Here is a 17,139-nt window from a genome sequence, read left to right on the forward strand (position 1 = left end):
TACTCAGTATTTACAAATGAGAGGCATATGAAACTAGTAAAATTTAAAAAGCTTCCGTGAGGAAGCTGAGTAGTTACATATAAACATTACTCTTCCAGAAGAAAATCATAAAGTTTTATTCGAATGGAATGAAACTAAGGAAGCTGAGGATTTAATTACTCTACCTTTATTATTTGAAAAACAAGTACAAAAAAATCCAAATAAAATAGCGGTTACGTGTAACGGAGTAGACCTTACGTATAAAGAGCTAAATGAACGGGCGAATGAACTAGCGCACTATTTAGTAGAAGAAGGAATAGGGCCAAATCAGTTTGTAGCTTTAGTATTTCCAAGGTCAATAGAAATGGTAGTTAGTATGCTAGCAGTTTTAAAGGCTGGTGCAGCGTATTTACCGATAGATCCAGAATATCCAGCTGAGCGAATACATTATATAGTAAATGATGCAAAACCAATTTATATCATCACACATTCATCTGTTTCATCTACTTTAGTTATAGAAAATGATATAAAAAAAATCGAATTAGATCGAGAAGAAACAGAACTAGCATTAAAAGCATATTCTCATAGGAATCTACCATTTAGAAATGATGATTCATTTTTAAAGCCTGCGTATACAATTTACACTTCAGGCTCAACCGGAAATCCAAAAGGTGTAATTGTTCCTATGAAAGCTTTAAGTAACTTTCTATTGGCTATGGACGATATGTTTTCACTAAATGAGAACGATCATTTAGTAGCAGTTACAACATTTGCGTTTGATATTTCTGCTCTAGAGATTTATTTACCTCTTATTAGTGGTGCAAGTTTAACAATTGCACAAAAAGAGGTAATTCAAGAGCCTTCTGCGTTAACGGCACTGTTACAAGAAGAAAGAGTGACAGTTATGCAAGCTACACCGACGTTATGGCAGGCGTTAGTAACTGAATATCCAGAAAGGCTACAAGGGCTAAATGTGCTCGTTGGTGGTGAAGCTCTTCCAGCCCATTTAGCAAATATATTAAAAGAATTAGGTTGCTCTATTACAAACTTATATGGACCAACTGAAACGACTATTTGGTCTACTGTCATGAACATCGATAAAAAGGAAATTGGTATACCTCCTATTGGAAAGCCAATTTGGAGTACAGACGTGTATGTATTAGATGCAGGTTTACAACCAGTACCACCTGGAGTAATTGGTGAATTATATATTGCAGGGGAAGGGCTTGCGAACGGATATTTAGGAAAACCAGAGTTAACGGCTGAACGGTTTGTTGCAGATCCTTATGGAAAACCAGGGAAGCGCATGTACCGCACAGGTGATCTTGTGAAATGGCGTAACGATGGTGTGTTAGAGTACATGAGCCGCGCAGATCATCAAATTAAAATTCGTGGTTTCCGAATTGAATTAGCTGAAATTGAAATGGTATTACAACGACATGAATATATTCAACAAGCGGTAGTAATGGTACGGGAAGATCGCCCAAATGATAAACGAATCATTGCATATATCGTTGCCGAAGGGAATGAAGGGATTAACCTTTCAGAAATTCGTTCTTATGTTTCAGAAAGTTTAGCGAATTATATGGTGCCATCGGCATTTGTTGTGCTAGAAGAATTACCATTAACGCCAAATGGTAAGGTTGATAGAAAGAAATTACCTGCTCCTGATTTTAATGAAATGAACAAGGAGAGAGTTGCTAGAAATCCGAAAGAAGAAATATTATGTGATTTATTTGCAGAAGTACTTGGTGTTTCTCGCATTAGCATTGATGATAATTTCTTTGAAATGGGTGGCCATTCGCTTCTTGCATCTCGTCTAATGGCAAGAATTCGTGAAACGTTAAGTGTTGAATTAGGAATAGGAAAATTATTTGAATCGCCAACTGTTGCTGAACTGGAAAAACAATTGGATCAAGCAAAAACTGCAAGACCAGCTATTAAGAAAGTAAGTAGACCAAATGAAGTTCCACTTTCATTTGCACAGCGCAGGTTATGGTTCTTAAATTGTTTAGAAGGTCCAAGTCCTACTTATAATATTCCATTAGTCGTTCGTATTTCTGGAAAGTTGAACGAGGAAGCATTGCAAGGTGCCTTTTATGATGTAGTTGAGAAACATGAAACGCTTAGAACGATTTTCCCTAACGTATTAGGTAGTTCCTATCAGAAAATTTTAGATATGGAAAATTTAAATCTAGAAATGATAATAACAAAAACATGTAAAGATAAATTAGAAAGTGTGCTTGTAGAGGCGGTAAGATATAGTTTTAACCTTGATGTTGAACCAGCAGTTCGTCTGCAACTATTTACAGTGAATGAAAACGAACATGTATTACTAATTCTATTGCACCATATTGTAGGGGATGGCTGGTCATTACAACCGTTAACGAGAGATTTTGCAGCGGCATATAAAGCACGATGTCAAGGTAACAGAGTACAGCTAGAGACACTTCCAGTTCAATACGCAGATTATGCACTTTGGCAACAACAGTTGCTTGGTGATGAAACTACACTAGAAAGTCTTATTTCAACACAATTAGATTTTTGGAAGAAAGAGTTAGAAGGTTTACCAGATAAAATAGAGTTACCTACAGATTACCAGCGTCCAATTGAAATGAGTTATCACGGAGAAACAATTCATTTTCAAATAGATGCGGGTATGCATAGTAGGTTAGTAGAGCTTGCACGGAAAAACGGAGTTAGTTTGTTTATGGTGTTGCAAGCAGGACTTAGTGCGCTATTTACAAGATTAGGTGCAGGTACTGATATACCAATTGGTAGTCCGATTGCTGGAAGAAATGAAGATGCACTCTCTGACATAGTCGGTTTATTTGTAAATACATTAGTGTTACGTACAAATACATCAGGAGATCCAAGCTTTAAAGAATTATTGAATAGAGTGAAGCAATCAAATCTTGCAGCTTATGAAAATCAAGATGTTCCATTTGAACGACTTGTTGAAGTGTTAAATCCAGTACGTACTCGAAATAGTCATCCGCTGTTTCAAGTTATGTTAGCTTTCCAAAATACGCCAGAAGCAACGTTTGATGCTCCGGATATAGAAGCGAACCTTGAAATTCAAAGCGTTGGTTCTGCCAAGTTTGATCTAACATTTGAAATTAGCGAGAGTAACGGAGTTGATGGTACTCCAGATGGCTTAAACGGGTTACTAGAATTTAGTACGGATTTATATACACGTGAAACAGTTCAAAAATTAGTTGAACGATTTATTTTGTTATTAGATGATGCAGCGAAACATCCGGATCAATCAATTGGCACATTAGAAATATTAACTTTAGCAGAGAAAAATACAGTGTTAGAAAAGTGGAATGGTGGTTTTCAAATTGTACCAGAAATGACATTGCCACAATTATTTGAAAAGCAGGCTCATATAAATCCAAATTCTATTGCTGTCGTCTTTGAAGATGAGAAGTTAACTTATGAAGAGTTGAATAAAAAAGCGAATAAAATAGCTCGATTGCTAATAGCAAATGGAGTAGGCCCTGATCAACTCGTTGCTTTAGCGATGCCGAGATCTTTAAATATGGTTGTAAGCTTACTAGCTGTTCTGAAAGCTGGTGCGGGATACCTTCCGTTAGATCCGGATTATCCGTCAGATCGTATTTCATTTATGCTCCACGATGCGAAACCATCATGTGTTTTAACAAATTCAGATGTGGAAATTGAATGTGATGAGGAACTGAAAATTTTAGTTGATGATGTGAAAGTAATAGGGGAAATTGAGAAATATAGTGAAGACAATATTGATGAAATGGAGCGCATGAAGCAGTTATCTCCTTCGCACATTGCGTATGTTATTTATACATCAGGCTCAACTGGTAGACCGAAAGGCGTTATGATACCTCATCAAAATGTAGTAAGACTTTTAGGAGCAACTGATCATTGGTTCCAATTTGACGAGAACGATGTATGGACAATGTTTCATTCATATGCTTTTGATTTCTCGGTTTGGGAAATTTGGGGACCTTTATTATATGGTGGGCGTTTAGTCGTAGTACCACATACTGTAAGTCGCTCGCCGAAAGAATTTTTACAACTTCTTGTTAAAGAAAAGGTAACTGTTTTAAACCAAACTCCATCAGCGTTCTATCAATTGATGCAAGCAGATCATGAAAATGAAGAAATTGGCCAAAAATTATCTTTACGATATGTTGTTTTTGGAGGAGAAGCACTTGAGCTAAGTCGATTAGAAGATTGGTATTGTCGACATTCTCATAACGCACCAAAACTTATTAATATGTACGGTATTACGGAGACGACAGTACATGTTAGTTATATTGAATTAGATGAAACAATCGTCTCTTTACGAGCAAACAGTTTAATTGGGTGTAGTATACCTGATCTTAAAGTGTATGTGTTAGACAACTATTTACAACCGGTGCCACCTGGAGTAGTTGGAGAAATGTATGTTGCAGGTGCAGGGCTTGCTCGTGGATATTTAGGAAGAGCAGGCTTAACTGCAGAACGTTTTATTGCAGATCCATTTGGTAAGCCAGGTACAAGAATGTATCGTACTGGGGACTTAGCACGTTGGCGTCAAGATGGGACGCTAGATTATATAGGACGTGCAGATCATCAAATAAAAATTCGTGGATTCCGAATTGAATTAGGGGAAATAGAAGCGGTAATAATGAAACATCCTAAAGTTGAGCAAGTAGCCGTTATTGTACGGGAAGATCAACCAGGGGATAAACGGTTAGTTTCTTATATCGTCGCATCAAATAATGAAATGATTGATACGAATGAAATGCGTAAGTATGCTGGAGGTAGTTTACCAGATTACATGGTTCCATACGCTTTTGTAGTAGTAAATGAGTTGCCTTTAACTCCAAACGGTAAATTAGATAGAAAGGCATTGCCGGCTCCAGAATTTATCGCATCATCTTCTAGTCGTGGACCAAGAACACCGCAAGAAGAAATGTTATGTGACCTGTTTACAGAAATTTTAAGTGTGCCGCAAATTGGAATTGATGACGGATTCTTTGATCTAGGTGGCCACTCACTTCTTGCAGTGCAGCTTATGAGTCGTATTAAAGAAGCACTTGGGGTTGAACTAAATATCGGAACTTTATTTGTAGCACCTACTGTTGCGGGTCTTGCTGAAAGACTTGAAGTGGGAAATGGACAAAGTGCACTTGATGTGTTGCTTCCATTACGAGCAAGCGGAGACCAATTACCACTATTTTGTGTACACCCAGCAGGTGGATTAAGTTGGTGCTATGCAGGACTTATGAAATCTTTAGGAACAGATTATCCAATCTACGGTGTCCAAGCACGTGGTATTGCTAAAAATGAAGAACTTCCAAAAAGTTTAGAGGAGATGGCGGCGGATTATTTAAAACACGTTCGTGAAGTACAGCCTCACGGACCATATCGTTTACTCGGTTGGTCGCTCGGAGGAAATGTTGTGCATGCAATGGCGGCGCAACTGCAAAATGAAGGGGAAGAAGTAGAATTACTCGTTATGCTGGATTCTTATCCAGGTCACTTCTTACCGAATACGGAAGCACCTACTGAAGAAGAAGCGTTAATCGCATTACTTGCTTTAGGTGGATACGATCCAGATAACATGGATGGTAAACCACTTACGATGGAAAGTGCAGTAGAAATACTTCGTAAAGATGGAAGTGCATTAGCAAGTCTTGAAGAAGAGACGATTTTAAATTTGAAAGAAACATATGTAAATTCGGTAGGATTGTTAGGGAAATATGTACCGAAAGTTTATAACGGAGATATTTTATTCTTTAGATCTACTGTTATACCAGACTGGTTCGATCCTATCTCTCCAAATACGTGGCTAAATTATTTAGAGGGGCAAATTGTGCAACACCATATTGATTGTAGACATAAAGATTTATGTCAACCAGGACCACTTACAGAGATTGGACAAGTATTAGCGAAATATTTGCAGGATAAGAAAGGGGTAAGTACAGTATGACGAATCCGTTTGAAAATGATAATTACACATATAAAGTACTAAAAAATGAGGAGGGCCAGTATTCTCTCTGGCCTGTTTTTCTTGATGTACCTATTGGTTGGAATGTCGTGCATGAAGAGGCTAGTAGGAATGATTGTTTAAAATATGTTGAAAATAACTGGGAAGATTTGAATCCGAAAAGTAAACAAGTGGGCGAAAAAATATTAGTAGGAAAACGATAATGAAGGCAAAAATAAATCCAAAAGTAGTTGTAAGCATCGTATATATAACAGCGATGTTTATGGCTGCGATGGATGCAACGATTGTGAATGTAGCACTCCAAACGATAAGTAAAGAACTACAAGTGCCTCCACCTGCAATGGGGACGGTTAATGTTGGGTATTTAGTTAGCTTAGCTGTTTTTCTTCCGATTTCTGGTTGGTTAGGAGATCGCTTCGGTACGAAAAGAGTATTTCTAACCGCTCTTTTCGTATTTACAACTGCGTCTGCATTATGTGGAATAGCGAATGATATTACTTCATTGAATCTTTTTCGCATCATGCAAGGTGCTGGCGGGGGGCTTTTAACACCAGTTGGGATGGCGATGTTATTCCGAACATTTTCACCAGAGGAAAGGCCGAAAATTTCACGGTTTATTGTGTTGCCAATTGCTGTAGCACCGGCAGTAGGACCAATTATTGGCGGTTTTTTTGTAGATCAAATGTCTTGGCGCTGGGCATTTTATATTAATTTACCGTTCGGAATCGTAGCATTACTATTCGGTCTACTATTTTTAAAAGAGCATATTGAAAAATCAGCTGGTCGCTTTGATTCTCTCGGTTTTGTTCTTTCAGCACCAGGATTCGCGATGCTTATCTATGCACTTAGTCAAGGGCCGTCAAAAGGCTGGGCTTCAGAGATTATAAGTACTGGAATAGCTGGGATTGTATTCATTACATTGTTTATCATTGTAGAACTTAGAGTAAAGCAACCGATGTTAGATTTACGCTTATTAAAAGAACCAGTCTTTAGAAAAATGAGTCTTATTTCATTGTTTTCATCCGCTGGTTTACTAGGAATGTTATTTGTTTTTCCACTTATGTATCAAAATGTAATAGGGGTTTCCGCATTGGAATCAGGTCTTACGACATTCCCAGAGGCGATTGGGTTAATGATATCGTCACAGATTGTGCCATGGTCATATAAGAAACTAGGAGCTCGAAAGGTAATTTCTATTGGATTAATTTGTACGGCGATTATCTTTGTTTTATTAAGTTTTGTAAATCACGATACGAACCCATGGCAAATTCGGGCATTATTGTTTGGTATCGGTATTTTCTTAGGTCAGTCTGTTGGAGCAGTTCAATTTTCTGCATTTAATAATATCACGCCACCTTCTATGGGGAGAGCTACGACTATATTTAATGTGCAAAATCGATTAGGTTCAGCGATAGGAGTTGCAGTTTTAGCTAGTATACTAGCCGGTTTTGGAAATAATAGTGTACAAAATGATGCTCAGTCAGATTTCTTACCATATCAAGCTGCGTTAATTGGATCAGCAATATTTTTACTCGTAGCATTACTATTTTCTTTACGTATTTCTGATAAAGAGGTAATGGCAAAGAAGAAGAAAAAGCCGTTACCTATATTACAAAAAGAAAAAGAAGTTGTAAACGAATAAGTTATAGAATAATAATATTCTTTTGAAATAAAATGATATTGTTTTTTAGAAGGAGAGAGTTTACATGATAGAGAGTAAAGTTGTAGATTCTGTACCAACTCTTAATGAGAATAGTTGTCAAATATGGTGGGCAAGAATTTCAGATTTACAATCATGGCATTACAATTTACTAAATGATGTTGAACGAGAGAAAGCAAATTCATATCATCATTCGGCAGATCGTGCACGATTTATAATAGGTTGTGTAATTAGTAGATTAGTTCTTGGAAAGATCCTTTCTATGTCGCCAGTTCAAGTACCGATTAATCGAATGTGCCCTGTATGTAAGTTACAACATGGTAGACCACAATTACCAGAAGGAATGCCGCAAATATCTGTTTCACATTCGGGTGAGTGGGTTGTTGTTGCATTTACAAAGTCTGCACCTGTAGGCGTTGATGTTGAACAAATGAATCCAAATGTAGATGTTATGAAAATGGCAGAGGGCGTATTAACAGACATTGAAATAGCACAAGTTATGAAGTTACCTAATGAACAGAAAATAGAAGGTTTTTTAACATATTGGACTCGAAAAGAAGCGGTACTAAAAGCGACAGGTGAAGGACTAATGATTTCACCAGTAGGTATTACTGTATCAGCTCCAAATGATCCTCCAAATTTGTTAGTTTTTAAGGATAGGCAAGGGTTAGTAGAAAATACAATGATGGAGGATATAAGGCCAAGTGCAGATTATATGGCTTCAATTGCAATATTTAGTAAAGAAGTAACTGAAATTACACAGTTAGACGCAGTAGCGCTTTTAAATTATAAATAAGTTAAATAAAAAATCTTATAGAAGAGGTGTTCCTCATGTTAGTAGCGGAAAATAGAACAAATGAATTCACTTATAATGTACAAGCAATTAAAAATATTTTATTTTCTGGAGATACATCATCTATTCATGCTTTAGAAAAGCTTTTGAATGATACAGTTCAGTTTGAAATTCTCGAACAAGAGGTACTTGATAGACAGTACATCCCGAAAGAAGCAAAGAATTTCTTTGATAAAAACGGAACATTTCTTTACCGTGTATCCAATGTTAGTTATAAAGGAAAAGTGTTATCTGAGAATCTAATTTTTGCGGACACTTCGTTTTTACCAAATACAATTAAGAGTGAATTAGAGAGTGGGAATATTCCAGTTGAAAAAATTATAGAAAAGATGGAAGTAAGAAGAAACGTATTATACGAAGGATATCAGCCATCTGGGAATATTATTGAATTGTTTGATGGATGCTCTGTTACGGCGAATGTGTATCCAACTAGAAAATATCAAATTGTAAGTAATTGCAAATGCATATTTTATATTTGTGAAGTATATCATGCAGAGAATATAAAAAATCTGCTTAAATAGAAAATAAGAAACCAGCCTATAAAATGGCTGGTTTCTTATTTATTTCACAGCTTCTTTTAACTCTTTACCAGCTTTAAATGCTGGAACTTTACCAGCAGCGATTTGAATTTCTTCGCCAGTTTGTGGATTACGTCCTGTACGAGCAGATCTTTCGCGCACTTCAAACGTTCCAAAGCCGATTAATTGAACTTTATCGCCAGATTGTAATGCAGTAGCAATTGTGTCAAATACGGATTGTACCGCTGCAGAAGCTTCCTTTTGAGAAATATCAGCGGATTGTGCCACGTTTTTAACTAATTCTGTTTTGTTCATGTTTTCACCTCATAAAAAGTTTTTTAGAATGAATGTTTTAGTATAATGGATAGTATAGAGAAAGCTATTTATATGGTTAGAAAGAATACTATATAGTTATGTTAATTTCGTTGTAAGAGACTGAATCCCTGCTAATAATTAGGGATTAATTAAGAATTGATGTATAGAAAATGCTGTAATATGAGGATGAGGGGGAGTATATGAATGATTTTTCGTGAAAAGAATGAGAAAGAAAGTATATTAATTCGTCAACATGATCATGGTTTTTTAGCTGGAGAGATTGCAAAGCATATAAAAGAAGATTTTTTTGAAGATGAAACATACTTAAAAGAGACAATTGATGCAATATATGAGCATGATAGAGGATGGATAGAACTTGATAAAGTACCAATTTTGAATGATGCTAAAAATATTCCATATACATTTATGGATTGTCCAAGTTCATTGCGTTTTGTTTTTTATACGATTGGTTTGAATGAAATTGAAGATTCGAATCCATACGGAGCATTACTTTGTAGTAAACATTTTTTATCATTTTCATTAAATGACGAAGACGAAGAAATGATGTCTTTTTATAAACATGAATTGAAACGACAAAAAAGAATTTTGAAAACGTTAACGAAAGAACAATTTGCGATGTTCGATAAACATTATAGATTATTAAAGTTTTGCGATGAACTTTCTTTATATGTGTGTATGAATAAACCTGGCGTAGAAAAGGAAGATGAAATTGATTTGTTTAAAGGTGGTTTTGAAGGAACGGAAATGTTTAATAGTAAGGTGGAGAAACCTATTCAAGCTGAATGGGTGGACGAGGAAACAATACGGATTACACCGTTTCCATTTCAAACGGAATTTCATACGTATGTAAAATATAAAACTATAAATAAACATGTAGTTGAAGAAAAAGGGATTGCAAAAGCTGATAGAGAATCGGAAATGGAGAAACAAAACATTCGTTTCGTACAATAAGGAGGCGATTTAGATTGAAAGAGTACATGTTAAAACAGTTTGATTACCATGATTGGGCTAATACGCGATTATTCAATCGATTAAAAGAGTTACCAAGCTATGAGACAATCTTTAGCGAAAAGATACAGAGTGTATTTCCATCAATTAAGGATACTTTTGCGCATATTTATATTACAGATCAAGTGTGGTTACACATAGTGCATGGTAAAAGTATGAATGAAGCAATACAAGACCGAGAAAATTTACGAAAACAAATCGAAACTAAATCGTTACATGAATTAGAAAAAATGTTTAAAAACATGGCAAATCAATATAAAGACTTTTTAATTACAATACAAGACGTGAATGCTGTATTTGTTATCGAGAATCCATATGCAGGGAAATTAGAAACTTCAATTTTAGAGTTAGTACAACATGTCGTAAATCATGGTACATATCATAGAGGAAATATAACAGCGATGATCCGTCAACTCGGTCATTCGTCGACAATGACGGATTTTGTACTGTATTTACATATGGTGCAGAAGGAGGGGGAGTAATATAGTTTGTAAGAAGGAGAGCCTTTAATTGTAAAAGTCTCTCCTTCTATTTTATCCCGCACTAATGGCAGATCACTGATTAAAGTTTTACATTATTTCTTAAGAGGCTTTATTTTCTTGTAATTGTTTAGCATATTGTATAGCTTTATATGCATTGACTCTACCATTTTTCCAATACGTACCTGTACCACTAATTTTATCAGACGTTGACTCAATAATTTGGCGGATTTGTGTATTGCTATATCCTTGATTTGCTAAAAGAGCAGCGACTCCTGCAACATGAGGTGTTGCCATAGATGTACCACTTAATGATTGATACGTGCTTCCTTTATATGTGGAATATATATTTGAACCTGGTGCTGCAACATCTACCCAGTTACCATAAGTAGAAAATGAAGATTTTCTATCTGATTGATCTGTAGAAGCAACTGCAATCACCTCGTTGTAATAAGCAGGATAATTAGCTTTTGTATTTCCAGCATTTCCAGCAGCTGAAACAATAACAGAGCCTTTATTCCATGCATATTGAACGGCTTGTTGTAAAGCAGTCCCACCATTTGGAGCGCCTAAGCTTAAGCTAATTACTTTTGCACCTGAATCAGCAGCTTCTCTAATCCCTTGCGCTACAGCATCAAGAGTCCCACTTCCTTGATTATCTAATACGCGGACGGCATAAATTGAAGTTTGTGGGGCAACACCAGCAATTCCAACACTATTATTCGTAAGTGCTCCAGTAATTCCAGCGCAATGCGTACCATGACCATTACCATCATCAGATGTATTGTCGTTGTCAACATAATCATGTCCGTAAATTACTTTCGAAGCTAAATCAGGGTGTGAACCTTGAACTCCTGTATCAATAATAGCTACTTTTACACCAGGATCACTTCGTTGACTATCCCAAGCTTGTGGAGCTTGAATTTTTTGCAATCCATATTGATTTTTAAAATATGGGTCGTTCGGAGTCCAAAAGGCGTGAACGTAATAATTCGGTTCTGCATATTCCACATCTGGATTATTTTTATAACTTTTTATTTTTTCTTTGACAGTACCTTTTGAAAATTGAACGACTTCAAAACCTAACGTATCATCTTTAGATAAAACGTTAGCACCGACAGATTTGTGAAAAGATTGAACATTACTTAAAGAGGCATTTTGTTTGAACTTAACGATTAATTGGTTAGGGACGTAATCAGTAGATGATGTTTCAGCACTTGAAGTATTTGTGTTAAAAAAGAAACCACCAATAATAAATGATAAAACAGATAGGAAAACAATGATTTTGTTTTTCAAAAGATTTTTCCTCCCTTTTCTTGGATGAGTTTTTCGGCGACACTTTAATGTCACATTCCTTTTCAACTATATAGTTAGACCATACGATTTATGTCATTTATGTGAAAAACTTTTAGTGGAATAAAAAAAGGGAAAGATCGATATAAATATATTTTTCATGACATTTACTGAGTTAGAAAACGAAAAAAGGAATGCTCATTATGTATGAGTCATTCCTTTTTTTATATTAACTTGCCTGTTTTTTATGACTTTCTTTCAATTTCTCTGCTTGTAAAAAGCGATTCGTTTCAGCAACAACAATACCACTTAACCCAATAAGGCCAATTAAGTTTGGAATCGCCATAAGTCCATTTGCAATATCAGCAAATGTCCATACGATACCTAGTTTTAAATTAGCCCCAATAGCAATCATGACAATAAAGATCGCTTTATAATATTTAACAGCACCTTCTCCAAATAAATAAGCCACGCACTTCTCGCCGTAATACGACCATCCTAAAATAGTAGAGTAGGCAAATAATATAATTGCGATACCAAGAATCATACTACCAGCAGTGCCAAATACAGATTGGAACGCAAGTGTTGTCGCTTCAACGCCAGTTTTACCTGATTTCCATGCACCTGTAGTAATTAATACTAGCCCTGTAATGGTACATACAATAAACGTATCTAGAAAAGTACCAGTCATAGAAACTAAAGCTTGCTTTGCAGGTGAATCAGTTTTTGCGGCAGCTGCAGCAATAGGGGCACTCCCTAAACCAGCTTCGTTTGCAAATACACCGCGCGCCATTCCGATTTGAATTGCAGATGCAATTGTTGCGCCAATAAAACCACCAGCAGCTGCAGTCCCATTGAATGCGCCAGAAAAAATAAGTGAGAATGCTTCTGGAATTTGATCGTAGTGATAGAGAATAATAATAAGCCCAGCAATGATATAAAAGAAAGCTTTAATAGGAACGATATATCCTGTCACTTTCCCGATTTTTTTCACACCGCCTAAAATAACAATGGCGATTAAAAACGACATAAATATACCAGTTAAAGCAGGAGGGAAAGAGAAATTAATTCGCATTGCCTCTGCAACTGAGTTAGATTGCACCATATTACCGATACCGAAAGAAGCAGTTGTGCCGAATATAGCGAATAAAACTGCAAGCCATTTCTTACCTAAACCACGTTCTAAATAGTACATTGGTCCACCTGAATATTCACCATTTTCATTACTAACACGGTATTTCACCGCAAGAATTGCTTCGGCATACTTTGTTGCCATACCGAACAAAGCAGTAATCCACATCCAAAAGATTGCACCGGGTCCACCGATCGTTACTGCAGTTGCAACACCGGCTATATTTCCCATACCTATCGTTGCCGCCATAGCTGTCATAAGTGCTTGGAAGTGGCTAATATCTCCAGAGGAAGATGTATCTTCTGATTTTTTAAAAGCTAGTTTGTGAGCGTATAATAGTTTACTAAACTGTAATCCTTTTAAACGCACTGTGAGAATGATACCAGTACCAACGAGTAACAACAACGTTGGTAATCCCCACACATAGTGATTGATTTGTTCTAATACTGTACTTACTGTCTCCATCTGTATTCTCCTTTTTATGAAAAAATAAAAACCACTTCAAGTAAATGAAATGGTCTCTGGAGAAACAAGGGATAGAAAAATAAACCGATACAAATCGGCATTTTCTTTCGCTTGTCTCTGTCCTTTTACCTGAGAGATTATCCGCTATAGTAGCGGATTTGCTCCTTCGGTGCTCTTTTTCCTCCGCGCTATATAAAAGCGAGAGGGAGTCTCTCCAGAGATTCGTCCCCATGCAGTTCTACTTGTAAACAAGACCTGAGAGTTTCAAAGTTGATTCAGCAACTTTTTGCCCCGTCGGTAGATCAATAGACCTTCTCCTGAATGGTTCATCCGAATTATAAAATTTATAAAAATATTGATTGTAAATCAATAAAAACATTATAGACAGACAAAATATGAATTGCAATCTTTTTTTATGTTAAAATAGTAACCAGTTTTATTTTTTTGCAAGTCCTAATTTAACTTCAACTTCATTTAACGTAGATAAAGCGAGGACAATATGTTGGTCCGCAAGTCCTAAAGCATGTTTAGTATTTTCAATTGTTTCATTGGATGGAGTAGAGTTATTTGCTCCGTCTATAATTAAATTTGCTGCGTTTTTCATAAATTTAGAAGCAGTCTTAAATTCAGTTGTGAAATAAATTAGTTGTTCTTGTATTTGTACTTCCGATATATTTTCTTTAATTTTCACAGTGTCTATTTCGTTCATGATTTTTTCATATTGTTTGGAAATAGCAGTCATTGTGACTAATAGTTTATCTCTGTCTACTGAATCTCCGTTCGTGTTAATCTCTTCCCAGGCAGGCAACCAATCTTTTTCGATGATGTCATTATAATTTGTAGTTAATTCATCAATTTTTGGTTGTAATTTAGTTTTAAAACTTTTTGTATCAATTGTTTCTACGATAGTTTTTTCGTTATTATTTTTATCTTTAGTTGTGTAGAAAATCGTACAGGTAATAATAAAAATAGAAATAACTATTGTCCATTTATTAAAAAATAATTTCTTCAATGGGTAATACCTCCAAAAGTAAATATCCTTTAATTATAATATATAACAATAATATTGTTAATAATAGAGAATATAGTCTGGAATTAATTTTAATTATATTTTCTATATACACAAATAATCAAGATTAGTAAAATAATGAAAGTAATATGTGAGAAAAGAGGGTTTTTAGTGAAAATGAATAGAAGAAAACTAGTTTCAAATATTTCAACGGTTGTGTTATTAGTTAGTTTATTTACACTTATATATTTAGACAAAGAATCTAAAATTGAAGATTTTCCAGTACCAATGTCAGCAATTCATATTAACGATGATAAGGAAGAGGAGTATAAATATATAAGTGTAATGCCTATTACAAAGGCTAGTGGATGGGAGAACTTAGGGGAAAACGGACATACTGTTAGTTTTAAAAAAGGGGAGCGGAAGGTAACTGTATTACATTATCCAGGAGAACTTACATATTATTTATTTGAACAAAAGGTGAATAAGAAAGGGAGATAAGATAAAGTTGTAATTCGTTAAGGGTTACATCTTTTCTTTTGATTCTGAATTATTTGAAATAAAATCAGATAGATGGTTTGATAGATGTAGTGATAAATATGATTAGTTCTATATGCACATAAAGAGTAATGAGGAGATTATAAAAATATTATGTAAACTGAAAATTATAAGTGGAAGGTAAATTATATCCTAAGGGGGAGTTAAAAATGTTACTAAAAACAATCTACTGTAAGGTGGAAGAAGAGAAAAAAGAGTTATTTTCAAAAGCACAAGAAAAATGGCAAGCTATACAGCATCTAGATGGATTTCACGGACAATTTGGTGGATGGAATGAAGATGAGGCATGTGTATTCACTTTATGGGAAGATAGAAGGGCTTATCAATCATTTATGAATAGTGCACACGATACCATTTATTTAAATAGTAATCAAGAGGATACGTTTCTTTCATGTGAAATTGAATTATTTCAACCGTTGTATGATATAACTGATACGCATTTGAACGATGTAATTACAGCAGGATCTTTTGTACGAGTTGCAATTTGTGATGTAAAACAACAAAGAAAAAAGCAGTTTTTACATAAACAAGAAACAATTTGGAATAAAGGGATGGAAAATGCAAAAGGGATGTTAGGTGGAGTTGTTGGGAAGTCTTTAAAAACTGAAAATCGTTACATTGTGCTAACTTATTGGAAAGATGAAATGACGCATCAAAATTATGTAGAAGAGATTTTCCCTGAGTTGTTTAAACTAGCTAATATTCATGATGATTTAAAAGATATAAGAGGTAAACAAGCTATATGTAAGGAAGAGTGGCTTGTATATTAAGTGTACAAAACGTGCATAAATGAATGTATAATAAAGATATTTTCTTATAAACGAGTAATTAATAGAAGACGTTATATACCCTTTCATGTTAATATATTTAAGTTATAATAGAAGGCTTACCCTTTTGTATTGTACGGTAGAAGCAGTGTGAGCTTGAATTTTTTTGAAAAGGATGTGCCTAATTTGCGTATCAATAAATTTATTAGTGAAGCTGGAAAAGCGTCTCGACGTGGAGCAGATAAACTAATTAATGAGAGAAGAGTAATTATTAACGGTAAGGTTGCAAAAATTGGTGACCAAGTAAATCCAGGTGATGATGTACGCGTAAATGGAGAGCAACTTCGTATTGCTCGAGATCACGTATATATCGCTTTAAATAAACCAGTAGGTATTACATGTACGAGTGAAAAAGCTGTAAAAGGTAATATTATCGATTTAGTGAATCATCCATTACGAATTAGTCACATTGGACGTCTTGATAAAGACTCAGACGGTTTAATTTTATTAACGAATGATGGTGATATTGTAAATGAAATTTTACGTGCTGAAAACAAACATGAAAAAGAATATATCGTTTCAGTAGATAAGCCAATTACACCTGATTTTCTAGAGAAAATGGCAGCTGGTGTGAAAATTTTAGGAACGAAAACGCTTCCTTGTGAGGTAACACAGTTATCAAAATATGAATTCCAAATTATTTTAACTCAAGGGTTGAATCGTCAAATTCGTCGTATGTGTGAAGCTTTAGGTTATCAAGTATACACTTTAAAGCGTACAAGAATTATGAATATAGAATTAAATAATTTACCTGTTGGACAGTGGAGAGATTTATCGAAGAAAGAGAAACGACGTCTATTTTCAGACTTAAATTACGAACCACAAGATTGGTAAAATTGAGAAGAGGAAACCAAAAATCTATTTTTGGTTTCTTTTTTTATTAAATAAAAAATCATTTTTAAACACTTGCAAAAATAAAATGAATAAGATATAGTAAATAACAATTAATGGATGTACTTTTAAAAGCAAAGAAAAGGACACGAGTTATTTTATCCGGTTATACAGAGAAGGAAGGAAAGCTGAGAACTTCCTAACGCAGAAAAAT

Annotated in this window: 13 protein-coding genes, 1 pseudogene and 1 riboswitch; of the genes and pseudogenes, 10 read left to right on the plus strand and 4 right to left on the minus strand. The window is 35.0% G+C overall.

From position 1 onward, the window contains the following. Positions 1 to 79: 79 nt before the first annotated feature. The 5 genes and pseudogenes from JDS99_RS27825 to JDS99_RS27845 form a co-directional block, all read left to right on the plus strand. Positions 80 to 5,938: pseudogene (locus JDS99_RS27825) on the plus strand (amino acid adenylation domain-containing protein); the annotation flags it as partial. Next, entirely contained in the window at positions 5,935 to 6,159 is a 225-nt protein-coding gene (locus JDS99_RS27830) for an MbtH family protein (RefSeq protein WP_088063306.1), read from the plus strand. The pseudogene JDS99_RS27825 and the gene JDS99_RS27830, both read left to right, overlap by 4 nt. Next, positions 6,159 to 7,598 (plus strand): MDR family MFS transporter, encoded by a 1,440-nt coding sequence (locus JDS99_RS27835; RefSeq protein ID WP_199696142.1) that lies wholly within the window; start codon positions 6,159 to 6,161, stop codon positions 7,596 to 7,598. The genes JDS99_RS27830 and JDS99_RS27835 overlap by 1 nt, the downstream gene beginning before the upstream one ends. Positions 7,599 to 7,662: 64 nt before the next feature. Beyond that, a complete protein-coding gene (sfp, locus tag JDS99_RS27840) occupies positions 7,663 to 8,412 on the plus strand; it encodes a 4'-phosphopantetheinyl transferase Sfp (RefSeq protein ID WP_199696143.1) in 750 nt (249 codons plus the stop codon). A gap of 35 nt (positions 8,413 to 8,447) precedes the next feature. Continuing rightward, on the plus strand, positions 8,448 to 8,990 hold the full coding sequence (locus JDS99_RS27845) for a hypothetical protein (RefSeq protein WP_046955745.1): 543 nt from the start codon (positions 8,448 to 8,450) through the stop codon (positions 8,988 to 8,990). 39 nt (positions 8,991 to 9,029) lie between these two features. On the opposite strand, the gene JDS99_RS27850 is transcribed toward JDS99_RS27845, so the two are convergent. Further along, complete coding sequence (locus JDS99_RS27850; protein ID WP_001043960.1) at positions 9,030 to 9,302, minus strand: HU family DNA-binding protein; 273 nt, start codon at positions 9,300 to 9,302, stop codon at positions 9,030 to 9,032. Between the two features lie 204 nt (positions 9,303 to 9,506). Here JDS99_RS27850 and JDS99_RS27855 point away from each other — a divergent pair, with 204 nt between their 5' ends. Continuing rightward, on the plus strand, positions 9,507 to 10,274 hold the full coding sequence (locus JDS99_RS27855) for a DUF3891 family protein (RefSeq protein ID WP_046955746.1): 768 nt from the start codon (positions 9,507 to 9,509) through the stop codon (positions 10,272 to 10,274). Between the two features lie 14 nt (positions 10,275 to 10,288). Further along, the gene (locus tag JDS99_RS27860; RefSeq protein WP_199696144.1) at positions 10,289 to 10,813 is read left to right on the plus strand and encodes a DinB family protein; all 525 of its coding nucleotides are present in this window, start codon (positions 10,289 to 10,291) and stop codon (positions 10,811 to 10,813) included. A gap of 99 nt (positions 10,814 to 10,912) precedes the next feature. Here the strand turns inward: JDS99_RS27860 and JDS99_RS27865 are convergent, their stop codons facing one another. The 3 genes from JDS99_RS27865 to JDS99_RS27875 form a co-directional block, all read right to left on the minus strand. Further along, positions 10,913 to 12,106, minus strand: coding sequence for a S8 family peptidase (locus JDS99_RS27865; RefSeq protein WP_046955748.1), 1,194 nt, complete (start codon positions 12,104 to 12,106; stop codon positions 10,913 to 10,915). 226 nt (positions 12,107 to 12,332) lie between these two features. Next, positions 12,333 to 13,700, minus strand: coding sequence for an alanine/glycine:cation symporter family protein (locus JDS99_RS27870; protein ID WP_199696145.1), 1,368 nt, complete (start codon positions 13,698 to 13,700; stop codon positions 12,333 to 12,335). Positions 13,701 to 13,807: 107 nt separating this feature from the next. Continuing rightward, a riboswitch (glycine riboswitch) is annotated at positions 13,808 to 13,928 on the minus strand. Positions 13,929 to 14,136: 208 nt separating this feature from the next. Then, complete coding sequence (locus JDS99_RS27875; protein ID WP_046955749.1) at positions 14,137 to 14,712, minus strand: hypothetical protein; 576 nt, start codon at positions 14,710 to 14,712, stop codon at positions 14,137 to 14,139. Between the two features lie 132 nt (positions 14,713 to 14,844). On the opposite strand from JDS99_RS27875, the gene JDS99_RS27880 reads away from it, so the two are divergent. The 3 genes from JDS99_RS27880 (at position 14,845) to rluF (ending at position 16,928) form a co-directional block, all read left to right on the plus strand. Next, on the plus strand, positions 14,845 to 15,210 hold the full coding sequence (locus JDS99_RS27880) for a hypothetical protein (RefSeq protein WP_097908527.1): 366 nt from the start codon (positions 14,845 to 14,847) through the stop codon (positions 15,208 to 15,210). Between the two features lie 206 nt (positions 15,211 to 15,416). After that, positions 15,417 to 16,037 carry a YdbC family protein gene (locus JDS99_RS27885; protein WP_199696146.1) on the plus strand — a complete coding sequence of 207 codons (621 nt, stop codon included), beginning with the start codon at positions 15,417 to 15,419 and terminating at the stop codon, positions 16,035 to 16,037. A gap of 183 nt (positions 16,038 to 16,220) precedes the next feature. Next, positions 16,221 to 16,928 carry a 23S rRNA pseudouridine(2604) synthase RluF gene (gene rluF, locus JDS99_RS27890; RefSeq protein ID WP_001222161.1) on the plus strand — a complete coding sequence of 236 codons (708 nt, stop codon included), beginning with the start codon at positions 16,221 to 16,223 and terminating at the stop codon, positions 16,926 to 16,928. Positions 16,929 to 17,139 lie beyond the last annotated feature (211 nt).

Origin of the sequence: Bacillus cereus group sp. N6 (assembly GCF_016483705.1) — a bacterium.
In the GTDB taxonomy this organism is placed as follows: Bacteria; Bacillota; Bacilli; order Bacillales; family Bacillaceae_G; genus Bacillus_A; species Bacillus_A wiedmannii.